The organism is Paraburkholderia sp. BR10936 (assembly GCF_040965735.1).
Lineage (GTDB): Bacteria > Pseudomonadota > Gammaproteobacteria > Burkholderiales > Burkholderiaceae > Paraburkholderia > Paraburkholderia nodosa_A.
The window spans coordinates 321,724-341,702 of sequence record NZ_JBFRCM010000001.1; the positions used below are offsets into that span (position 1 = coordinate 321,724).

A 19,979-nucleotide genomic window follows, 5' to 3' on the forward strand; every position below is an offset into this window, starting at 1 on the left:
TCAGCCTCCCAGCGCGTTCAGTTGCGAAATGAGCTGGCCGGTCTGATTAAGCGTCGCCTGCGCACCCGTGTTTTGCGCATACTGCTGACCCGCAACCTGGCCCGCAGCCTGATTCGAGACGCCCAGCGCCGCCAGCGCCTGGCTCACGTTCGACTGCTGGATTTGCAACTGCGCCTGCTCGAGCTGCGTCGTCAACTGCTGCTGCAGGGCCTGCACGCGCTGCTGCACGATGCTCGAATTCGGGTCCTGCCCGGCATTGACGGCGTTCTGCAGAATCGAGGCTGTGCCCTGTTGGAGCTGCTGCGTGTACTGATCCTGCAGCGCCTGCATCTGCGCGGCCGACAGCGCGCCACCGTTCGAAAGCCCGGTGTTGCCGAAGTTCGCGCCTGCATTCGCGTTGCCTTGCAGCGTGCCCGCCGCGGTATTCGCGCGCGAAAGCGCTTCTGGAAGCGTAAGCGCGTTCTTCGCGAGCAACCCGTATTGCAATGCCTTGCCGGGATTGTTGACGACGAAATCGAGCGCCTTGTCCAAAAAGGATGCCTGCGGCGCATTTCCCACGCCAGCCGCCTGCGCTGCCTCTCCCGCGGCCTGTGGCACGCCCGAAGTCGTAGAGCCCGCAAGGCCACCGCCCTGCGCGGCGGAAATACCGCCCGTGCCCGACGTTGCGCCGCTCGTATCCGCGACGAACCCGTATGGATTGCTCGAGATGCCCATCGACGACGCTGCATCGCTGGACAGAGGCCCGATAGTGTTTGCCGGCGCTATGCTGCTGCTTACTGCGCCCGTCGCCGAAGGCGTAACGCTGCCTGTCGCCGCGCCGCCCGTCGCGCTTGCTCCCGCGCCCTGCGTGCCGAGCTGCGAAGCATTGGCAACAGCATTGATGCCTCCCCCGCTGCCCGCCGCGCCGGTCCCGCCTCCACCCGCCGCGCCCCCAGCAGTACCGGAAACATTGGCGCCCGCAGTCCCCAGGCTTGCCGTGTCCGCGCCCAAGCTACTTGATATCGCTGACTCTGTTCCCAAAGCGCCTGCACCGCTGGCAATACCCTCGCCGAGGCCCGCGCCAATCGAATCGAGCGTTGCCGATCCCAAAGCGCCGGCGCCGACAGCAGCACCACCGCCCAGCCCTGCGGAGGCACCTACGCCGCCCAACGTTGCGCCCGCATCCGCCAGCACAGAGCCTGCAGCAACATCGCCCAATCCGGCTGCTGCTGAACCTCCTGCCGCCGCCGCTTCACCCGCGCTCTTGGCTGCTTCCGCGCCTGCTGCCTCGCCTATGCCCGCATCCGCCACAATATTCTCCTTACGGGCATGTCCGGCCAATTCCGGTTGCCCTTAGACACAACTACTTCCCCTGCACCTTGCACGTATTGCAGCCCGTGTTGCTGTACCTACGTGCTTTGCGTCCTCCGTGCGAACTCCGGCACGACGCGCCATGAGCCGCCCACCTTTTCGGCAAGGCCGCGTGCCACCAGCCGTTTCAGAACCCTGTAATACGTGCTTGTCGCAAGCCGGGCCGGCACGCCGCACACGCGCCCCTCGCGGTCCATCTGCATCGCCATCGTCACGAGCACGTAGGTTTCCGCGGCAGTCATGCCCGCGAACGCTGGATGGTCGAGATCGATCTCAAGCATCGACGTGGCGGATTCAGCGGCTTTCATTGCATCGCTCACCCAGTAATCACAGGTCATCGTCCGGCAAAGCGCCGTTGCCGTACATCATTGCTGCCTGACGCGCGCCGTCTATGGGCGTCGCGCTCCTTCCCGCTCCCTTGCCCTGACCGCGCGGCTGGCGGATGAGTGGCGGACGGCTTGCGCGAACGCTCCCGCTCGCAGCCCCGGCACCGCTACGCTCAGAGTCCCCGCTCTCGGCCTGCATGCCGGCGCGCTTGCGTCTCACGTGGTAAGCCGTCAGCACTGCATGCGCTACGAGGTCCATAGACGGCTTCGCCTCGCCCTGACGGTCTATCCATGCCTTCGGCGTCAGCGAGCCCGCCAGCGCCACGGAATCGCCGTCGGCGAGGGCAAGTAACGCCTCACCAACCGTCGTGCTGAACGTAATCACGTTCATGAACATCGCTTCGCCATCACCAGCGGGCACGCGCACTTTTGCCGTCACAAACGACTTGCCGCTTTGACCCGTCCTGCTTGTCGCCGTGCCGTACATCCGGCCGCTTATGAGTGCGTCAATCATTAAGACTCCCAGGAAATGGGACTGGACAGGGCCATAAAACCCGTCTTTTCCCGCTTTTTATGCCGACCTGTGACGATGGCACGAAGCCCTAAACGACCACCGCTTAACCGCGAAAAGCCGGGTTTTCCCCGAGTTTCGGCACCTGTCACGGCACGCGCAAAACGGGTGAACACCGTTCGTCTGTGCCCGACCACCGTTGCATGGCGTTTTGGCGAGACGGATGGGAGACACATTGCGGATGCCTTTGCGGGTATCTCAAGGGCACAGGGCAAGGCGTTGCCGTCCGCTCGCGCGCGAAATTGAGTAAGGCTGCTCATCACTTCGGCCCCCGATCTTCGAAGCCCTGCAACCGCTGTTTGTCCTGGTCGACAGCAGCACGCGCGGCGACTTCGGCATGTACCTCGCGGAATGCGGCGAGGTTCGGCAGCAGGTCGGGTAGCGGGCAACGGCGCGCCATTGCAAGCGTGTAGTCCCGAAGCTCGCTCTGCCAACGCTCCATGCTGGCCAAGTCCTCGATGATCGAGATCAGCTCCGCCCGTCGCCGATCGACATCTTCGGCTGTCAGGACCGGGCCCCAAGCTGTGCGGAATCCGTCACTCACGGCCGTCTCCTGTCGTGCTGGCGGACTTCCCCGCCCTGATGCAACGCCAAAGCGAACGGCGCTGGGCAGATGCAGCGGCATCGCCGAAGCGCTCACGAACCCGCGCGACGATCGCACGGACCGGCTCGAAATTGCCGCCATTCGCTGCGTCGACTGCGCCCAGGAAGAGGCGCCACGACTCGAGCTGCTCAGTTGCCGTTGCCATCACGCATTCCCCTCGCGCAATTCGCGCAATTTCTTCCAGATCCGCTCCTTGAGCGAGTCGTAGCTCTCGTTTCCGCGGCCGGCCATGCCGAGTTCGCGTGCCTTTCGGTCGATGCCGGCATGCGATCTGTCCCAGTCGTCCGTGGGCTGCCGCCCAGCCGCCGCATTGCTACTTCCGTCTTGCAGCCAATCCGCCTTGAAGCTTCGCCAACCTCGTTCGCAACACAGTCTCAAGGCGTCCTCAAGCGTGAGGGACGCTTTTGCGGCCTCCCGTTGCAGACCTTCGAGCATCGTCAGCGATATCGCTATGCGCCTGCTCTTGCACATCGCGATCCAGTCTTTCGAAACTTGTTCTGCAACGCCCAACGAGAGAAGACGCTCTCGAGCGTCGAAGCGCGGAGCGCGCTCTTTGATGGTTGGTTGACGATTAATGATGGTTTGGCTAGCACCGGCGCTAGGCGTAGCGCGCATCGGCGCTAGGCGTGCACTAGCATCGGCGCTAGGGGTAGCATCGGCGCTAGGGGTAGCATCGGCGCTAGGGGTAGCATCGGCGCTAGGGGTGTGGATAACTTTATCGCCGCCATCGACCATCAGACGATCAAGCCGCAAGCGATACCGACAGGTAGCTTTATGCGAGCCGCCGTGTTCGTTACCGACAACCTCGATCAGACGATGCTTGCGGGTCAGCTCATGCATGATGCGACGCGCCTGCGATTCGGACAGGCAGCATTTGCGGGCTATAGCGCGCATCGACGGAAAGAGATAGCCGTCGTCATTTGCGTAATCCGCGAGTGCGAGCATGATGAGCTTGAACGATCCGCCCCTGGTGAAACGGTCCCATACCGCGGTCATGAGCTTGATAGACATCACGACCTCCAGCCCACGTTGCACCGCGACACAGCCTCGACTACACTCAACGCGCTCAGTCTTTTAGCCGCGTTCATCGCGGCTTTTTTGTCGCCTCCCATGGCGCACCTCTCAGGCCGCAGCCGTGCGGGTTTCGGTATCGCCGGTCAACAGCTTTTTCAGGTCAGCTACGCGCCATGCCAACCGGCCATTGATTCGCAATGGGAGGATCGGGCCGTTTTCAAGGGCGGCCCACTTTCTGAGAGTCTGCGGGCGGCGACCGAGCGCCGCGGCAGCTTCATTGGTCGACAGGATCTCCAACGCAGCGAGGCTGTCGGTTTTGATGTAGGGGGATTGCATCGTCGTTCCATTCCGCGCAGAGCGGTTGTGTTGATGACGACACAACCTTCGTACCGCAAGCCCCCCTTGCGTCAAGCGCAAGCCCCCCTTGCGATCCGAAGACGGGGCGAAAACCCCTGTCCAGAAAGGCTCCTAGCGATTTGCACCAAGGGGGACCGCAAGGGGGGCGCAAGGGCTTGCGCTCAAACCGCAAGGGCTTGCGGTGCTGCCTAGTGGCGCTTCGAACCCGCCTTAGAGCTCAAATTGAACGGGTCGCTAGGCGGCGGCGCTACCGGATTGGACGCGAGAATTTGATCAACGCGTTGACGGGAAATGCCGAGTTCGCGCCCGGCAGCAGTTTTGTTTCCGCTGCACTTTGCTACTACGGCCGCTACGCGCGCTCGGCGCTGCTCGGGCGTTTCATCGACTGTGGGCGACGGCACGGGTGGCACAGTCGCTGCAATGGTCTTGGGCGGCGGATCTTGGCTCGGAGTGGGCGTTTCGGCGAGCACGTCGAGGATTTCCGGTTTGAATCCGTACGCGTCATAAGCTGGACGTGGCGCACCATTTTCGGTTCGTTCGAAGTCGCCCAGGTTGGCGACATCGATGACGAGCTTCCAAGCCCGGCGGGCTGAATCAATGTCACATGCTTTTGCGCCGAACGCTCCATCGACGAGCCACAGGCGGTTTCTCGGCCTGGCGATACCTTGGGGGTGCATTTCGTCAAAGAAAGGCTGCAGCAATTCGCACAGTGCTTTCGCGGCGGCTTTCAATGTGCCGTGTTGATGGGCGATGCGTTCGAGCACGGCCCGTAGGGAAATGAACTCAGTCATTTGCGCTTCCTGCAACGCAAAGTTCCTGAAGTAGAAGACCGCACCAACGGGCTCAGGATTGCCCGCTTTCGCCCCGTCGGGCTAGGCGCGGTCCAACCGACTATACAGCGCCGAAGTAATCCGCGAAATTGCCGCTCGAGCCCGTTTTGCCGTGCGTGAGCAGCTCGTGGCACGTTTCCATGTCGCGCGCCGCAGACCGAAGCAGCTCTTTGAACATCGAAATTGTGTTTGCGGCGTCGCCTTGCCCCTCCAGCCTGTCGCACATCTCCCACATACCGACGAACGCGAAGTAAAGCTCACCGCAGCGGTTTGCGACTGCCCTGACTTGCTCCGCAGATACCGGCGAAACGGCGTTAGACTCTTCGTTAGCCATGATACGAACCTCCTGTACAGGTCGCATTGTGGTCAGGCGGCGCATGGTGTTCGAGCACCTGCGTCGCCGCTCTGCCCGAAGACCGTCAGGCGGCGGTTACATCCCTCAAACCTTCCTTCTGCTGTTCCGGTACGAACTTGATACCTGCCTGTTCGAGCAACCACGCCTCGATTTTGTCGTGCCACATACGCAGCAGATCGAGCGGCCGACGGCGATAGTGTTTCTCCGCCAATGCGGAGGGCTTATGGCCTTGAATCTGTGCCACCACGCCCACCGGCACTTCGCACCACTCTGACAACGTGCCGAACGAGCGGCGCAAGCCATGCAATGTCACATGCGGCAACCCAGCAGCGGCAAGCGCTCGATTGTGCGCAAACCGAGGCTCGGCAATCTTTCCATCGGCGGCGGTTTTGCTTGAAAACACCCACGGCGACGGTTTCCACGTCTCGCCGCGGGCGGCAAGCGTGCGCATCTGGCGGACATTGGGCGGCGTCTCGTTGATGCGCTTCAACTCCGCCAGCAAGGATGCGAGATAAGGCGTCAGCGGAATGACGCGGCCCGTCTCCTGCTCCACCTTGTCGGCAATAGCAAGGCTACGCCATTTGAAGTCAACGTCATCCCAAGTGAGCGCGGCCAGTTCCTCACGGCGAGCGCCGGTGATCAGAAGCCCTTGGAGGTAGACGGAGATAAAGGGGTTGTCGACCTTGCGCACTGCCTCGAACCACGTACGCAGTTGTTCGCGCTGCAGGCTGTCCCCGTCCTTTGCCTTGCTTTGCGGTAGCGCCGCCGTCACTTTTGGCGAATCGTAGGCATCCGGCGGAATGGCCCCCACGTATTCGTCGTGACCGGCACACCACCGGATGAAAGCTTTCAACAGACGATAAGCGTGTGCGGCGTTGGTCGGGCGCTCACGCGCTTCATTTGCAAGCCATGTCGCCACCGTCTTTGCGGTCAACTCCGACAGCTTAAGCGACATGAGCGGCGCGAGCGGACCGCGTACGGTCTTTCCCTTGCCGCGCTTCAACGGCTCGCCACCGGGAGCGGCCAGAGCGATATGGTCGGCCAAATAGCGAGCGGAACGAGGTTGCTTCGTCTTGGGGGAAATAGCCGTTTTCAGGTACTCGAGGTAATCGGACCACGCATCACCCACGGACGCCGCTTGGCGGCGTGCTTCAAGCCGGCGGGCCTCATGTGCGGCTCGCTCCCCGGCTGCCTGCTCGCGGGGGTCTTTGCCGTCATCGATCGTTGTTTTCAGCCGTGAGGCTTCAGTGCGAGCCTTGCCGAGCGTATACGCACGAGCATCGCCGATCGTGATGCGTACCGTCTTGCCGAACAGACGGGATTCAAAGATGTAGGAGCGCGCGCCGGCAGGCGTTACACGCAAGCCCAACCCTGGCGCCTTGGCATCCCAGTAGATCGTCTGTGTCTTGCCCGGTACCGCCTCGAACGAGGCGACCCGATCCGCCGTGAAGTTGACCTTTGCCATTGCCTGTCCTTTGGCGCCGTATCCATGTAGGCACCGTGTAGGCAGATTATAGGTCAAACTAGGAATACCAATCAACGAAAAGGAATGTAACCCACGGTTGTAAGTTACTGTAAATGCTGGACTTCTTGGATTTCATGACAAACAATCAACACTGAGGAATTGAAACTTTCTCGCATTCGTAATGCGAAGGTCGGGGGTTCGATTCCTCTTTCCGGCACCAGGATTCAAGCAAAAAGCCCAGTCTTCGACTGGGCTTTTTGCTTTGTGGCGTCGGCGTGCGCGCAGCGGCCTCGCCCGCCTCTGCCATCCCATCCTCCCATCGCCCCAAGTCGCGCTACCTGAGCTTAAGCGCCCTCACGCTTCTCGCGCAGAAAGTCGATGAACGCACGCAGCTTGGGCGGCAACTGCGCACGTCCGACCGTATACAAATAGAACCCCGGAAACGATGCGCCCCACGGCTCGAGCACCGGCACGAGCCGGCCTTCCTCCAGCGGCGCGCGCACGTAATCCTCGATCACGTGCAGAAGACCCACGCCCTGCTCCGAGGCGCGCACCATCGTACGCAGATCGTTCGTCACGAAGCGGCCCTCGGTGACCACTTCGAACACGCGCCCAGGGTCGCCCGGCTGCGCGAACTCCCATCGGTAGACCCCGCCCGTCGCGAAGCGATAGTGCAGGCAATCATGCGCGGCCAGGTCGTCGGGGGTGACCGGCCGGCCGTGGCGTTCGAAGTATGCGGGCGAGCCCACCACGACGATGCGAATCGGCCCGCCGATCGGCACCGCCACCATGCCCGGCGCAACCGATTCGCCCAGGCGAATGCCTGCATCGAAGCCGTCGCCGACCAGATCGGCAAAACCATCGTCGAGCGCGAGTTCGAGCTTGATCTGCGGATAACGCGTCATGAATTCCGCGAGATGCGGCATGACGAGCAATTCGCTCGCCACGCGCGGCAGGTTGATGCGCAGCGTGCCGGCCGGCGCGTCGCGCGAGGCGTCGAGCGCCTCGAACGCCGCCTCGATCTGTGAGAGCGCGGGCTGGACGCGCGCGAGAAACTGCGCGCCGGCCTCGGTCAGCGCGACCCGGCGCGTCGTGCGATTGAAGAGCCTCACGCCGAGTTGCGCTTCGAGCGCACGCACGGTTTGCGATAGCGCCGACGTCGAGAAGCCCGCGGCGGACGCCGCACGCGTGAAGCTGCCGTGGCGCGCGACAGCAGCCACCGCCAGCAGTGCAGGCAGGCGTCCCGCCAGTCCCGAGGTGACGGGCGGCGCTAACGCCGGAGTGGAAACCGGGCTCATCTCGTCTCCATTGTGAAGCCTGACTTCACAGTGCTTTCAGGTGAACCCGATTTTTCCACAAAAAGGAATAGCGCAAGATGAGTTCGCGTTCGCCAATCACTCTTTGAGGAAACCGCCATGAAACTCGACAGCTATACCCTGCTCGGCCGCTCGGGCCTACGCGTCAGCCCCATCGCCCTCGGCACGATGACGTTCGGCACCGAATGGGGCTGGGGCGCCGACGAAGCCGCCGCACAGCGACTCTTCGACCTCTATGTCGACGCAGGCGGCAATTTCATCGATACCGCCGATCTCTATACAGAAGGCACGAGCGAAACCTGGGTCGGGCGCTTCGCGGCGGCACGCGGTCTGCGTGAGCGACTCGTCATCGCCACCAAGTATTCATACAACGCGCAAGCGGGCAATCCGAACGCCGGCGGCAACCATCGCAAGAACCTGCTGCGTGCGCTCGACGGCTCGCTCAAACGCCTCGGCACCGACTACATCGATCTCTATTACCTGCATACGTGGGACCGTATGACGCCCGTCGACGAAGTGATGCGCGCCATGGACGACGCCGTGCGCGCCGGCAAGATCCGCTACGTGGGCCTCTCCGACGTGCCCGCCTGGTACGCGGGCCGCGCGCAGACGCTGGCCGACTGGCGCGGCTTCGAGCCGGTAGCCGCCATGCAGCTCGAATACTCCCTGATCGAGCGCAACGCGGAACACGAATTCGCCGATCTCGCGACGCAACTCGGCATGGGGCTCGTGCCCTGGAGTCCGCTCGGCATGGGCGTGCTGTCGGGAAAATATCGGCCGTCGCAGGCAAGCGAAGGCGTGAGCGGTGCGGGCCGCTTGCAGACGATGGGCGCCAAGCCGCCGCCCGGCTTCGACAAGCTCTCGGCGCGCAACTTCGCGATCGTCGCCGAGCTCGAGCGGGTCGCGCACGAGGCCAACCGGCCCATGGCGCAGGTCGCGTTGAACTGGCTGTATCAGAAGCGCGGCGTGGCGAGCATCATCGTGGGCGCGACCAGGTCGGAGCAACTCGAAGAGTCGCTTGGCGCGCTCGACTTCACGCTCGCGCCCGAACTGGTCGCGCGTCTCGATGCGGCCTCCGAGCCCGCGCACCCGTTCCCGTACTACATGTTCGCGGACGTCCACCAGTCACGTATTCACGGTCAGGTGGACGTGCGCGCGACGCCCGCGAACCATGCTCACGTGCAGCGCGTGCCGGCGCCGCCGGAGGCCCAAACGTAACGAATTATCTGAGTGCATCAAGAGGGCGCGCCCCAATGCGCGGCCATTTACGCACGTTCGGTCATTAATCGCGGCCAAATGACGCGCAACAAAGTATTAATCGCCCAATTGGATAGAAACGGTCGCTTACATAGTTTTAATTCTTATTAACGTTTCGACGTCAACGGCTAAGCATAATCGACCGTTGTACATAAACGGTATGTGCAAGCCAAGGCCGAAGGACCGGCCCGCCCTTGCGGCGTCGCGCAATACGAACGCGGCAAGGCGGCAGAACCCGCGCCGTGCTCAGAGCCGGGGGAAGTGCGCTCGAGGCGTTGTGCAAGTGCAGCAGATGCTGCGCGGGAGTGTTGGGAGAAACGTGGGACGTGCGGTGGGACGTGCGCGATTCACGCAGCATGCGACAGTACGAAGGACATCTCAACAATTATATTCCCGCGCCGTTAATCATTTGTATCGCTGTGCGAAGAAGCAACACGCGTGCGAGAAAAGCACTGTTACCGTAAGCGGGACTAGCGCAGCAGAAGTAGCGAGCCGGATAATCGGCTTACATAGGAGAAAGATCATGGACGCCAAACCGCCAAGGGTTCCGACCCCGGACCAAGTCTTCAGCCCGGATCCGGAACCGGTGGCCGTTGAGTTTCTCGGCGATGAATTGCCCGCTCACGTGCGCGCATTTCTCGACGAGCAACGCAAGGCACACGAACAGAAGTGACGGGGAAACGCACACGTACGCGCTCGCGAGCTTACGCACTCGGTAGACGTTCGTGTGCCTAAAGACACGCGTAGCTCGGGGACGCGCGTGTCGTGCTGCGCGCAGTTTTGCGCACTGGCAGCTTGCACCCGGCGCGCTGGATCGCGGGCGCGCCTCGATGCGACCATCTCGAAGGTTCGACCTCAGCGCCGTTAGACCAAGCGCGCCATAACCGGCTATGCTTCGGTTTTTATTGCCGGCGTCTCTCTTCCACTCGATGACATTGCTGACCCGTGTGAGCGCGCGTTGCGCTGCAGCGCTGCTCTTCGCCCTGCCGATCGCATCCGTCCACGCCGACGGTGACGACACCGCCCTGACCAACCTCGTCGCGCTCGTTTCCCAGCGGCTGGCGCTCGCCGAACCGGTCGCGCACTGGAAATGGCAGCATCACAAGCCGATCACCGATACGCCCCGCGAAGACGCCCTGCTCGCCGACGTGCAGAAGCGCGCCACGGCAGCCGGCGTCGATCCCGCGTTTGCGCGTGCATTCTTCCGCGATCAGATCGATGCCAGCACGCAAATGCAGAAGTCGCTATTCGACACGTGGCGTGCCTCCCAGGCGCCCAGCGACCCGGCACCCGATCTCGCTACGGCGACACGGCCGCAACTCGACAGACTCACCGGACAATTGATCGGCGCGCTCGCACGCGTGCAGCCGCTGCGCAGCGCACCGGATTGCCCGGCGCGCGTCGAAAGGACGGTGGCGAACTGGAAGGAGCTCACACGATACGACTCCGCGCGCACGAATGCGATGAATCAGGCGCTGGAACACGTGTGCGAAGCGGGCGGCGTGGGCGGAACCGCCTAAGCGCTGCTATGCCGCGCTCGTGAGGCCGTCGGCCTCGGAGGGCTGCAGCACCTGCACGCGAAGGCCGCGTTCGAAGTGCGTCTGCAGGATGCGCCAGGTCGAGAGCTCGAATACCCGCTCGGCGCTGTGGTCCACCAGCGCCTCAGCCTCGGTAGTGGTGGGAAAGGCGCCCATATAGCACCAGCGATCGATCAGGTGATAAACGTCGGCGCCATTCGTCGAGTCCTGCTCGAGCACGACCACTGCGCCGCCGAATGGCCAGGGCGCCGCCCCAAGGTCGGCAGGGTCGCGCTTCGACACACGCGGCATGCGATTGAACGAGGGCTTGAGCGTGGCGATCCATTGCGCCTCGACAAGGAGCGCGCCAAGCTCGCCGCCTGTCGCTCGCCACTCCACGCGACGGACCTGCTGCGCCATCCGTTGTTCGCGCGACGAGCGCCGCTCACCCGAAAGATGCGCACGCACACGCTGGCGCACCCGCACGCTGCGCCCCACATAGAGCGGGACGTCGTTCTCGCCGTAGAACGCATACACGCCGTGGCCTGCCGGCGCCGTGTCGATGAGTTCGTCGGTGATGTCGCCGGCGAGTACGTGGCGGCGCGTCGTACGCTCGATCTGCGACGCCAGCGCTTCCCCGGGCACTAGCACGGGTAGCCGCTGCCAGAATTGCCAGAGGAGATCGGCGTCGGCGAGCGCGCGATGTCGATCGGACGGCACGAGCGCGTGGCGTTCGACCAGCGCGTCGAGCCCGTGGCGCTTCTCACCCGGAAAAAGCGCCCGCGACAGGCGCACGGTGCACAGCACATCGGGGTTGAAGGAATAACCGGCACGCTCGAACTCTGCGCGCAGAAAGCCGCGATCGAAGGCCGCGTTGTGCGCCACAAAGAGCTTGCCGGCGAGTCGCTCGTGGAGTTCCGCGGCAATCTCGTCGAAGCGCGGCGCGCCGCGCACCATCTGGTCCGTAATACCGGTGAGCTGCTGGATAAAGGGCGGGATAGGCTGACCGGGATCGACGAGGGTGCTCCATCGTGTCACCTGTCCTTGGGCCACCTCTACAACGCCAACTTCGGTAATGCGGTGCTCGCCTGGCGAACCGCCGGTCGTCTCGAGGTCCACGAAGACGATGGGAAGATCGCCGGCGGGCTGTGCGGCGCTCGAGGAGGATTCAAACATGGGAAAACGACAGGGGAAATGGAAAACGGCCCAAGTATGCACCGTTTGGACGCCATGCGCCGACGGTTCCGGCAGTGCAACTACGACTTTTGCCTTTTAGTGAAAACCCGAATCAGAAAAATCCCGGATTCCAGGGTTTTCCCGATTAATTCCGCGACTAAAAGCATGACAAGTAGATTTGACTAAATATCAATATGTCAAAATAAAAAAACCCCGGGGTTTGCCCGGGGTCTGGTGTCGCATGAGCGTTCGCGTAGCGAGCGCTCGCACGCTGTACTTACAGCGGCTGAATGTTCGCGGCCTGCTTGCCCTTCGGACCGACCTTGACGTCGAACGACACACGCTGGTTCTCCTTCAACGACTTGAAGCCGTCGGCGCGGATTTCCGAGAAGTGCGCGAACAGATCGTCGCCGCCCGCGTCAGACGTGATGAAGCCAAAGCCCTTCGCATCATTGAACCATTTGACGATACCGGTTTCCATGTTTCAGTTTCCCTCGAGATTTTAATGACGCGGGTAATAACCCTCACGCCGTATCCAGCCAATTCCCGCCGTCCCGCTTCGCGAATTCCAGGTTTTGAAATGCAGCAGAACGAAAATCAGCCTTGCCGTTATACGGGGAACGACAATCGCCAGTCAAGAGAATTTTTTATAACAGCATTCCCGATTCAGCGATAAAAGCGGTACGCATCAAAAAGCGGCGAGAAAATCGTATGCCATCCGAATGAATATATAAAAGTACGTCGTTTTTACCCGATTATCTCGCTCACGTCATTTCTACCGGGAAGTTTTCCCGAAGTGTAACAATTCGTGTCAAACGTAAGTGTTTCTCCCGGTTGTTCGAGTAATACATTCAATTCATGATTCATATTGTTAGCGGCATCGGAGGTCATCATGCTGACAGCTCTGCAGCGATGGATTCACTGGCTCGTACAAACGGACGGGATTGCGCCAACGGCTGAAGAAGCCGAAACCTACGGCGCATGGCACGGGGACCACTGGCACAACCTGCTGTGTTCCCCTATGGACGCCAGGCACTACGTAATGGAAGACTGGAGCCTGCAGCCGGAACCGCCGCATGCGGGCACCCGATAAGGTACGCGTAGCGCGCGTGGCTGAAGACAGGCAAAAAAAAGCGCGGCTGAAAAGGCCGCGCCGACAAAGGTTTGGAGATCTTTTTCGTCAACGAAAAAGTCTGCTTCGGAAAGCAGCGATTGAAGTATAGCCGGAGCCAGGTCTCACGATTAAGTATACGGCGCGCAATCATCTGTTACGCTGCGCGCAATAATCAGTTGAAATCGTTTTAGGCCGTTTTCCGCAACCGATTGTTGTAGCGATCGCACAACGCTCGATCGGTTGACAGTTTCATCCCTCTCCCGAGAAATCCGCTCAAAGCCTTTACCAGCAGGGCTTAAGACGAGCGAGATAATCATTTCCGATATCGCAATACTTTATTGCGGAATTCGGAATACCCCCTCTTCGAGCACCCTCTCTACACTCTGCCTGTCTGGAAACCGTCTCGGACTGATTGTCTCGGACTGATTAATTCGTACCACGCGAACTTTGCCTCTCGCTGCGCTTCGCATGGTCGGTTTCCCAAACAGGGTTCAACGAAACCCACCTCTGTTCTCGGAGTTACAAAGATGAAAAAGACTCTCATGGTCGCCGCCCTGACGGGCGTTTTTGCAACGGCTGCACACGCGCAAAGCAGCGTTACGCTGTACGGCCTGATCGACGCAGGCATCACCTACGCAAACAACTCCGGCGGCCACAGCCTCTGGAAGGCATCGAGCGGCACCGTCAACGGCAGCCGTTGGGGCCTGCGTGGCGCTGAAGACCTCGGTGGCGGTCTGAAGGCCATCTTCACGTTGGAAAACGGCTTCAACATCCAGAACGGTACGCTTGGCCAGTCGAGCCGCATGTTCGGCCGCCAGGCGTTCGTCGGTCTGGCAAGCGACCAGTTCGGCGCGGTCACCCTCGGTCGCCAGTACGACTCCGTGGTCGACTACCTTGCACCGCTGTCGAACACCGGCACGCAATACGGTGGCACGATCGCTGCCCACCCGTATGACAACGACAATCTGAACAACTCGGTCCGTTTCAACAACACGATCAAGTACTCGAGCGTCAACTACGCTGGCTTCAAGTTCGGCGGCACGTACTCGTTCTCGAACAGCACCGAATTCGCGAACAACCGTGCGTACAGCTTCGGCGCGACGTATAACTACGCCGGCCTGAACGTTGCAGCTGCTTACCTGCACGCAAACAACAACATCAACAACCAGCAGTTCAACTCGTCTTCGTTCTCGGGCGCGCAAGCGGGCGACTACACGTTCGGCGCAGGCCGCCAAAGCACGTTCGGCGGCGGCGTGAACTACACGTTCGGCCCGGCAACGGCTGGCTTCGTCTACACGCAAACCCAACTGGGCAACGCGATCAACATTTCGCCGGCGCAGTCGGGTACGAGCAAGGGCATCTCGCTGGGCGGTAACAGCGCACGCTTCCAGAACTTTGAAGGCAACATCCGTTACGCTCTGACCCCGGCCCTGAGCCTGGCTGGCGCGTACACGTACACCCGTGCGAACTTCGGCGGCGGCGTGAACCCGAACTACAACACGGTCGCACTGCAGTCGGACTACGCACTGTCGAAGCGCACCGACGTCTACCTGCAAGGCGACTGGCAGCACGTGTCGTCGAACCAGGACGGTATCGGCGCGTACCTGAACGGTCTGGGTTCGGCTTCGACCCGTCAAGACCAGGTTGCTGTGACGGTCGGTATGCGTCACCGCTTCTAAGCAGCACGCTGCTGGCCGTCTCGGCCAGCACTGCAGCTGAAAAAGGCACCCGCGGGTGCCTTTTCTTATTTCTGCGGCAACCGATACGCTCAGGCGCGCGGCGGCGGATAGCGCACGTCCAGGACGTCGATCGGCTCCGGCCCCGCCGGCGTGTGCAGCGTGACCTGATCGCCGATCTTCGCCTTCAGAAGCGCCCGCGCGATGGGTGACACCCAGCTCACGTGGCCGAGGTCGAGATCGACCTCGTCGATGCCGACGATCGTGATCGAATGCGCCTCGCCGTCCCCGGTGCCGTACTCGACGGTCGCGCCGAAGAACACCTGGTCCACACTCTCCTGCCGGCTGCTGTCCACGACTTCGGCCAGATCCAGCCGTTTCGTGAGGAAGCGGATGCGGCGGTCGATTTCGCGCAGCCGGCGCTTGCCGTAGATGTAGTCGCCGTTTTCGGAACGGTCGCCGTTCGAGGCCGCCCATGAGACGAGTTTGACCACTTCGGGCCGCTCCTCGTCGATCAGGTGCAGCAGTTCGCTGCGCATGCGCTCATAGCCGGCGGGCGTGATGTAGTTCTTCGTGCCGGCGGGAACTTCCGGGAGACCGGCTTCGAGATCGTCGTCGTCGTCGGTCGATTCTTTGACAAATGCCTTGTTCATGATGGGATCACTGCGGTACGTGTACTGATTCAGTCATGACTACCAGCGTACACGAACCTCGCCGCAACACAAATCACGACAGGGCCTTCCCTTTTTTTAAAGCCCTGCTATAATCTCTTTTCTGCGTGCGGCTGTAGCTCAGTTGGATAGAGTACTTGGCTACGAACCAAGGGGTCGTGGGTTCGAATCCTGCCAGCCGCGCCACTTATTCGAAACGTTTCTCGTCTGTTCGATCCGGGAAGGGTTTCAAGCAGTATACTGTAGTAAGTAGTATCGTTTTAGCGTGCGGCTGTAGCTCAGTTGGATAGAGTACTTGGCTACGAACCAAGGGGTCGTGGGTTCGAATCCTGCCAGCCGCGCCACCAAATAAAGGGCCTTTCCGAATGGAAAGGCCCTTTGTCTTTTCAGCTGCTGAATTGGCTGCGCAGGGTTCGCGCGAGAAGCGGAGCCTAACGCGGTGGCGCGCCGATATCGCCAATCTGGGCGTCGGGACGCGGCAGGTCCTCCACGTCGCCAATCGCACTGGGCTCCGCCACCGGCTCCATACCCATCCCTAGCAATGCCTGGGGCTGACGCAGCATCTCCCCTACCGTCTCACCAAAGCGGCTCGCGACAAACGCCCGCAGCAGCGCCTCGCGCGTGGTTTCTCCGTAGGCTTGCACTGCACGCGATTCACCCTCGAACTCGGCCACACAGGAAGCCGGCTCGCCTTCGCGCAGTTCCACGCGCCTCGCGCGGTCGAGCACCACGCCGGCCGCCTCCCACGAATCGGTGGGCATGAAGCGGCCATCCCACGGACGCCCGCGGTCGTTGCCGCGCACGGCGACGGTCTCGCCGCTGTCGGTGAAATAGATTTCACGCACGAAGTCCGGCAGGCTGCGTGCCACCCAGTAATCGAGTGCGAGGCCGGTGAGTTCAGCTACGTTCATTGCGAGTCCCTCGTTTCGGTTCGAAGGAAGAGGGCGCACGCGCCCCGATCAATAGTCCGCGCGCTCGCGCTCGATGCGCATGCCGCCGTCGTGGCGATGATGCCCGTCGTCGCTCGAGCGCTCGCGCGCGATGCGCATCACGTCCGGATTCGTGCGCACGCGGCGCATGACGTTCGCGAGGTGCACGCGATCACTCACCTGGATCACGAAGCGCAACATGTTCGATTCCTGCGCCAGATCGTCGTCCATCGCGATGTGCACGATATTGGCGTCTGCCGACGTAATGTCGGCCGCCACGCGCGCGAACACGCCCTTGGTATTCTTGACCAGCACCTTGACGGCGACGTCGAACAGACGCCCCGGTTGCGGCGCCCACGCCACGTCGATCCAGCGGCCCGGGTCGCGCCGGTGGATGCGCTGTGCCACGCGGCAGTCGGTCGTATGGATCGCCATGCCGAGGCCGATGCCTATGTAGCCCATGATGTCGTCGCCGGGAATCGGGCGGCAGCAAGCCGAAAGCTGCACCGACATGCCCTCGGTGCCCGTAATGACGACAGGCGGCGCCGGCGGCGCATTCGGGTCGCGCGGCGGATGGTGATGCTCGGCGTCGTCGGCGTCCTGGCCGCTCATCAGCACTTCGATGCGCTTGGCCATAACCGCCGCCACGCGCCGGCCAAGACCGATGTCGGCGAAAATTTCCTGGCGGTTCTTGTTGCCGGTCCACAGGACCAGCTTCTCCCACACTTCCGGCGTGACCTCCGAAAGCTGGTAGCCATAGCCCTTGAGCGCCTGATCGACGAGCCGCTCGCCCAGCTGCACCGACTCCGTGAGACGCATCGTCTTCAGGTAGTGCCGGATCGCCGAACGCGCCTTGCCGGTCCGCACGAAGCCGAGCCACGCCGGATTCGGCTTGGAGTACGGCGCCGTGATCACCTCGACGATGTCGCCGCTCTTCAGTTCCGTACGCAGCGGCAGCAACTCGTTATTGATCTTCACGGCCACGCACTGGTTGCCGAGGTCGCTGTGGATCGAATAAGCAAAGTCGAGCGCTGTGGCGCCGCGCGGCAGCGCCATGATCCTGGACTTCGGCGTGAAGACATAGACGGCGTCCGGGAACAGGTCGATCTTGACGTGTTCGAGGAATTCGCTCGAGTCGCCCACCTCGCTCTGGATGTCGAGCAGCGACTTGAGCCACTGGTGCGCGCGCTTTTGCACGTCGTTGAGATCGGCGCCGCCGTTCTTGTAGAGCCAGTGCGCCGCCACGCCGGCTTCGGCGATCTCGTGCATCTTGCGCGTACGCACCTGGAACTCGATCGGCGCGCCGAACGGGCCCACGAGCGTGGTGTGCAGGGACTGATAGCCGTTCACCTTGGGAATGGCGATGTAGTCCTTGAACTTGCCCGGAACCGGTTTGTAGAGCGCATGGAGCGCGCCGATGCAGGTGTAGCACTCGAGCGCCGATTCGACCACGACGCGAAAACCGTACACGTCGAGCACCTGCGAGAACGACAACTGCTTGTCGCGCATCTTCTTGTAAATGCTGAAGATGGTCTTCTCGCGGCCGGTGACTTCGGCGTCGAGCTTAGCGTCGGCAATTGCGCGCTGCACCGCTTCCAGAATCTTGCTGACCACTTCGCGGCGATTGCCGCGCGCGGCCTTCACCGCCTTTTCGAGCGTGGCGTAGCGATTCGGATTGAAGTTCGCGAAGCTCAGGTCCTGCAGTTCGCGATAGGTGTTGTTCAGGCCTAGACGGTGCGCGATGGGCGCGTAGATGTCGATGGTCTCGCGCGCCACGCGGCGGCGCTTTTCGGGCGGCACCGCACCGAGGGTGCGCATGTTGTGCAGCCGGTCGGCGAGCTTCACCAGAATCACGCGCACGTCGCGCGCCATCGCGAGGAGCATCTTGCGGAAGTTCTCCGCCTGCGCTTCCTCGCGGTTGCGGAACTCCATCTTGTCGAGTTTCGACAGGCCATCGACCAGTTCCGCGACCTTCGCGCCGAAGCGCTCGGCGAGTTCCGCCTTGGTCACGCCCTGGTCTTCCATCACGTCGTGCAGGAGCGCGGCCATGATGGACTGCGCGTCGAGCTTCCAGCCGGCGCAGATTTCCGCGACGGCGACGGGATGGGTGATATAGGGTTCGCCGCTCTGGCGATATTGCCCGAGGTGGGCCTCATCGCTGAAGTGGAACGCCGCCTTGACCTCCTTGATTTCCTCGGGAGTGAGGTAACCGGAGAGCGCGGCGGTCAGATTGGCGATGGAGACGACCCCGTGCTTGCGGGGCTGCTCCGGCGTCGCGGTCGGACCGAACAGATGTCGAAACGACTGTTCGAGGACCGCGTCGATGTAATTGCGCGCAGGGCTCGCAGTCTCGGCTTCCTGGTCCACGTCGGTGGCCGGCGAGGGCGTGATGCTCATGTTCCCCTCCGTATCAGGTTTGGCGTTGACGGTTAAGCGGCTGCGGCGGTACGAACTACATGGCGATCGACAATGCCTCGGAACGCGCCCTTAGACGGGCACCTTCTTCAGCATTTCGAGGCCGACCTGGCCAGCCGCGATCTCGCGCAGCGCGACAACGGTTGGCTTGTCGCGGCTTTCGATCTTGGGCGTGTGACCTTGTGCGAGCTGGCGGGCGCGATACGTCGCGGCGAGCGCCAGTTCGAAGCGGTTCGGAATCTGTTTCAGACAATCTTCGACGGTGATGCGGGCCATGTCGGGTTCCTTCTCATTCTCAGCAGGTTCTTATTCTACCTTATGTGCCCGACGCGCCGGGCTGCGGGTGGTGGATACCGAGCTGCACGAAGAGCTCGGTATGCCGCGCGTATTGCGAAGCGAAGCGCAGGCGCGTAGCACTCACGATATTGCGCAGCTCCTGCAACGCGCGATCGAAGTTCTCGTTGATCACGACATACTCCGATTCGCTCGCGTGCGCGATCTCGCTGCCCGCTGCGAGCAGGCGCCGCGTGATGACGTTCGGCTCGTCTTCGCCGCGCTTTTTCAGGCGGTCGGCGAGCGCTTCGAGCGAGGGCGGCAGGATGAAGATTTCCACCGCATTGCGGAACTGCTTCTTCACTTGCTGCGCGCCTTGCCAGTCGATTTCGAGCAGGACGTCATGGCCGATTTTCATCTGGTCTTCGATCCACACGCGCGACGTGGCGTAGTAGTTGCCATGCACTTCTGCGCTCTCGAGAAACTCGCCCGCGGCGTGGCGCGTGAGGAAGTCGTCGACGGTCGTGAAGTGATAGTGCTCGCCGTCGCGCTCCTTCGAACGCGGCGCGCGCGTCGTGTACGAAACCGACAGGCGGATCGCGCTGTCTTCAGCGAGCAGCGCGTTCACGAGCGTCGACTTGCCCGCCCCCGAAGGCGCCACCACCATGAAGAGGTTGCCGGGGTACATGCCCGCATACGGATTGCGCTTTTTGTCGTGCTTCGCGTCCGTTTTGGGGGCGCTGCTTTGGTCGGTCATGTTCGT

Annotated in this window: 21 protein-coding genes, 2 tRNA genes and 1 pseudogene; 7 read left to right on the plus strand and 17 right to left on the minus strand. The window is 62.1% G+C overall.

Features of this window, described 5'->3' with window-relative positions:
* The 10 genes and pseudogenes from AB4Y36_RS01500 to AB4Y36_RS01545 form a co-directional block, all read right to left on the minus strand.
* Positions 1-714: a hypothetical protein gene (locus AB4Y36_RS01500; RefSeq protein WP_368682156.1), complete on the minus strand. Its 714-nt coding sequence runs from the start codon at positions 712-714 to the stop codon at positions 1-3.
* Between the two features lie 674 nt (positions 715-1,388).
* Positions 1,389-1,658, minus strand: a complete 270-nt coding sequence (locus AB4Y36_RS01505) for a hypothetical protein (RefSeq protein ID WP_368682157.1) — start codon at positions 1,656-1,658, stop codon at positions 1,389-1,391.
* Between the two features lie 211 nt (positions 1,659-1,869).
* Positions 1,870-2,190: pseudogene (locus tag AB4Y36_RS01510) on the minus strand (single-stranded DNA-binding protein); the annotation flags it as partial.
* A gap of 316 nt (positions 2,191-2,506) precedes the next feature.
* Positions 2,507-2,791 carry a hypothetical protein gene (locus tag AB4Y36_RS01515; RefSeq protein ID WP_368682158.1) on the minus strand — a complete coding sequence of 95 codons (285 nt, stop codon included), beginning with the start codon at positions 2,789-2,791 and terminating at the stop codon, positions 2,507-2,509.
* A gap of 204 nt (positions 2,792-2,995) precedes the next feature.
* Entirely contained in the window at positions 2,996-3,862 is an 867-nt protein-coding gene (locus AB4Y36_RS01520) for a helix-turn-helix domain-containing protein (RefSeq protein ID WP_368682159.1), read from the minus strand.
* A gap of 111 nt (positions 3,863-3,973) precedes the next feature.
* A complete protein-coding gene (locus AB4Y36_RS01525) occupies positions 3,974-4,201 on the minus strand; it encodes a DNA-binding protein (protein WP_368682160.1) in 228 nt (75 codons plus the stop codon).
* A gap of 209 nt (positions 4,202-4,410) precedes the next feature.
* The gene (locus AB4Y36_RS01530; RefSeq protein ID WP_368682161.1) at positions 4,411-5,013 is read right to left on the minus strand and encodes a hypothetical protein; all 603 of its coding nucleotides are present in this window, start codon (positions 5,011-5,013) and stop codon (positions 4,411-4,413) included.
* A gap of 100 nt (positions 5,014-5,113) precedes the next feature.
* Positions 5,114-5,431 carry a hypothetical protein gene (locus tag AB4Y36_RS01535; protein ID WP_368682162.1) on the minus strand — a complete coding sequence of 106 codons (318 nt, stop codon included), beginning with the start codon at positions 5,429-5,431 and terminating at the stop codon, positions 5,114-5,116.
* 40 nt (positions 5,432-5,471) lie between these two features.
* Positions 5,472-6,872, minus strand: coding sequence for a tyrosine-type recombinase/integrase (locus AB4Y36_RS01540; RefSeq protein ID WP_368682163.1), 1,401 nt, complete (start codon positions 6,870-6,872; stop codon positions 5,472-5,474).
* A 344-nt stretch (positions 6,873-7,216) separates the two neighbouring features.
* Entirely contained in the window at positions 7,217-8,170 is a 954-nt protein-coding gene (locus AB4Y36_RS01545; protein WP_368682164.1) for a LysR family transcriptional regulator, read from the minus strand.
* A 117-nt stretch (positions 8,171-8,287) separates the two neighbouring features.
* Between AB4Y36_RS01545 and AB4Y36_RS01550 the strand changes: the two genes are divergently transcribed.
* The 3 genes from AB4Y36_RS01550 (at position 8,288) to AB4Y36_RS01560 (ending at position 10,965) form a co-directional block, all read left to right on the plus strand.
* The gene (locus AB4Y36_RS01550) at positions 8,288-9,406 is read left to right on the plus strand and encodes an aldo/keto reductase (protein WP_368603984.1); all 1,119 of its coding nucleotides are present in this window, start codon (positions 8,288-8,290) and stop codon (positions 9,404-9,406) included.
* Between the two features lie 562 nt (positions 9,407-9,968).
* Positions 9,969-10,118 carry a hypothetical protein gene (locus tag AB4Y36_RS01555; protein ID WP_176732842.1) on the plus strand — a complete coding sequence of 50 codons (150 nt, stop codon included), beginning with the start codon at positions 9,969-9,971 and terminating at the stop codon, positions 10,116-10,118.
* A gap of 256 nt (positions 10,119-10,374) precedes the next feature.
* The gene (locus AB4Y36_RS01560) at positions 10,375-10,965 is read left to right on the plus strand and encodes a chorismate mutase (protein WP_368682165.1); all 591 of its coding nucleotides are present in this window, start codon (positions 10,375-10,377) and stop codon (positions 10,963-10,965) included.
* Positions 10,966-10,971: 6 nt separating this feature from the next.
* Here AB4Y36_RS01560 and AB4Y36_RS01565 read toward each other — a convergent pair whose 3' ends face one another.
* The gene (locus tag AB4Y36_RS01565) at positions 10,972-12,138 is read right to left on the minus strand and encodes an exonuclease domain-containing protein (RefSeq protein WP_368682166.1); all 1,167 of its coding nucleotides are present in this window, start codon (positions 12,136-12,138) and stop codon (positions 10,972-10,974) included.
* A 277-nt stretch (positions 12,139-12,415) separates the two neighbouring features.
* Complete coding sequence (locus AB4Y36_RS01570; protein ID WP_028205165.1) at positions 12,416-12,619, minus strand: cold-shock protein; 204 nt, start codon at positions 12,617-12,619, stop codon at positions 12,416-12,418.
* 411 nt (positions 12,620-13,030) lie between these two features.
* Here AB4Y36_RS01570 and AB4Y36_RS01575 point away from each other — a divergent pair, with 411 nt between their 5' ends.
* On the plus strand, positions 13,031-13,231 hold the full coding sequence (locus AB4Y36_RS01575; protein WP_083245145.1) for a hypothetical protein: 201 nt from the start codon (positions 13,031-13,033) through the stop codon (positions 13,229-13,231).
* Between the two features lie 548 nt (positions 13,232-13,779).
* Positions 13,780-14,931 carry a porin gene (locus AB4Y36_RS01580; RefSeq protein WP_069262673.1) on the plus strand — a complete coding sequence of 384 codons (1,152 nt, stop codon included), beginning with the start codon at positions 13,780-13,782 and terminating at the stop codon, positions 14,929-14,931.
* A gap of 89 nt (positions 14,932-15,020) precedes the next feature.
* On the opposite strand, the gene greB is transcribed toward AB4Y36_RS01580, so the two are convergent.
* Positions 15,021-15,581 carry a transcription elongation factor GreB gene (gene greB / locus AB4Y36_RS01585; RefSeq protein ID WP_368682167.1) on the minus strand — a complete coding sequence of 187 codons (561 nt, stop codon included), beginning with the start codon at positions 15,579-15,581 and terminating at the stop codon, positions 15,021-15,023.
* Positions 15,582-15,708: 127 nt separating this feature from the next.
* On the opposite strand from greB, the gene AB4Y36_RS01590 reads away from it, so the two are divergent.
* Together AB4Y36_RS01590 and AB4Y36_RS01595 are read left to right on the plus strand one after the other, a co-directional pair.
* A tRNA-Arg gene (locus AB4Y36_RS01590) sits at positions 15,709-15,785 on the plus strand.
* An 81-nt stretch (positions 15,786-15,866) separates the two neighbouring features.
* Positions 15,867-15,943, plus strand: a tRNA-Arg gene (locus AB4Y36_RS01595).
* 87 nt (positions 15,944-16,030) lie between these two features.
* Here the strand turns inward: AB4Y36_RS01595 and AB4Y36_RS01600 are convergent.
* The 4 genes from AB4Y36_RS01600 to gmk form a co-directional block, all read right to left on the minus strand.
* On the minus strand, positions 16,031-16,510 hold the full coding sequence (locus AB4Y36_RS01600; RefSeq protein WP_368682168.1) for a phage protein NinX family protein: 480 nt from the start codon (positions 16,508-16,510) through the stop codon (positions 16,031-16,033).
* A 48-nt stretch (positions 16,511-16,558) separates the two neighbouring features.
* A complete protein-coding gene (locus AB4Y36_RS01605) occupies positions 16,559-18,925 on the minus strand; it encodes a bifunctional (p)ppGpp synthetase/guanosine-3',5'-bis(diphosphate) 3'-pyrophosphohydrolase (RefSeq protein WP_342948547.1) in 2,367 nt (788 codons plus the stop codon).
* Positions 18,926-19,015: 90 nt separating this feature from the next.
* Complete coding sequence (gene rpoZ, locus AB4Y36_RS01610; protein ID WP_006400783.1) at positions 19,016-19,219, minus strand: DNA-directed RNA polymerase subunit omega; 204 nt, start codon at positions 19,217-19,219, stop codon at positions 19,016-19,018.
* A gap of 40 nt (positions 19,220-19,259) precedes the next feature.
* Positions 19,260-19,973 (minus strand): guanylate kinase, encoded by a 714-nt coding sequence (gene gmk, locus AB4Y36_RS01615; RefSeq protein ID WP_069262947.1) that lies wholly within the window; start codon positions 19,971-19,973, stop codon positions 19,260-19,262.
* Positions 19,974-19,979: the final 6 nt, after the last annotated feature.

What these genes read in the sequence shown, in the direction of transcription:
- AB4Y36_RS01580 (WP_069262673.1), top strand. Translation starts at nt 13,780, where the DNA reads ATGAAAAAGACTCTCATGGTCGCCGCCCTGACGGGCGTTTTTGCAACG.
- AB4Y36_RS01540 (WP_368682163.1), bottom strand. Translation starts at nt 6,872, where the DNA reads ATGGCAAAGGTCAACTTCACGGCGGATCGGGTCGCCTCGTTCGAGGCG.
- AB4Y36_RS01505 (WP_368682157.1), bottom strand. Translation starts at nt 1,658, where the DNA reads ATGAAAGCCGCTGAATCCGCCACGTCGATGCTTGAGATCGATCTCGAC.
- AB4Y36_RS01600 (WP_368682168.1), bottom strand. Translation starts at nt 16,510, where the DNA reads ATGAACGTAGCTGAACTCACCGGCCTCGCACTCGATTACTGGGTGGCA.
- AB4Y36_RS01520 (WP_368682159.1), bottom strand. Translation starts at nt 3,862, where the DNA reads ATGTCTATCAAGCTCATGACCGCGGTATGGGACCGTTTCACCAGGGGC.
- AB4Y36_RS01570 (WP_028205165.1), bottom strand. Translation starts at nt 12,619, where the DNA reads ATGGAAACCGGTATCGTCAAATGGTTCAATGATGCGAAGGGCTTTGGC.
- AB4Y36_RS01530 (WP_368682161.1), bottom strand. Translation starts at nt 5,013, where the DNA reads ATGACTGAGTTCATTTCCCTACGGGCCGTGCTCGAACGCATCGCCCAT.
- AB4Y36_RS01565 (WP_368682166.1), bottom strand. Translation starts at nt 12,138, where the DNA reads ATGTTTGAATCCTCCTCGAGCGCCGCACAGCCCGCCGGCGATCTTCCC.
- AB4Y36_RS01560 (WP_368682165.1), top strand. Translation starts at nt 10,375, where the DNA reads ATGACATTGCTGACCCGTGTGAGCGCGCGTTGCGCTGCAGCGCTGCTC.
- greB (WP_368682167.1), bottom strand. Translation starts at nt 15,581, where the DNA reads ATGAACAAGGCATTTGTCAAAGAATCGACCGACGACGACGACGATCTC.
- AB4Y36_RS01575 (WP_083245145.1), top strand. Translation starts at nt 13,031, where the DNA reads ATGCTGACAGCTCTGCAGCGATGGATTCACTGGCTCGTACAAACGGAC.
- rpoZ (WP_006400783.1), bottom strand. Translation starts at nt 19,219, where the DNA reads ATGGCCCGCATCACCGTCGAAGATTGTCTGAAACAGATTCCGAACCGC.
- AB4Y36_RS01550 (WP_368603984.1), top strand. Translation starts at nt 8,288, where the DNA reads ATGAAACTCGACAGCTATACCCTGCTCGGCCGCTCGGGCCTACGCGTC.
- AB4Y36_RS01500 (WP_368682156.1), bottom strand. Translation starts at nt 714, where the DNA reads ATGGGCATCTCGAGCAATCCATACGGGTTCGTCGCGGATACGAGCGGC.
- AB4Y36_RS01555 (WP_176732842.1), top strand. Translation starts at nt 9,969, where the DNA reads ATGGACGCCAAACCGCCAAGGGTTCCGACCCCGGACCAAGTCTTCAGC.
- AB4Y36_RS01535 (WP_368682162.1), bottom strand. Translation starts at nt 5,431, where the DNA reads ATGCGCCGCCTGACCACAATGCGACCTGTACAGGAGGTTCGTATCATG.
- AB4Y36_RS01605 (WP_342948547.1), bottom strand. Translation starts at nt 18,925, where the DNA reads ATGAGCATCACGCCCTCGCCGGCCACCGACGTGGACCAGGAAGCCGAG.
- gmk (WP_069262947.1), bottom strand. Translation starts at nt 19,973, where the DNA reads ATGACCGACCAAAGCAGCGCCCCCAAAACGGACGCGAAGCACGACAAA.
- AB4Y36_RS01545 (WP_368682164.1), bottom strand. Translation starts at nt 8,170, where the DNA reads ATGAGCCCGGTTTCCACTCCGGCGTTAGCGCCGCCCGTCACCTCGGGA.
- AB4Y36_RS01525 (WP_368682160.1), bottom strand. Translation starts at nt 4,201, where the DNA reads ATGCAATCCCCCTACATCAAAACCGACAGCCTCGCTGCGTTGGAGATC.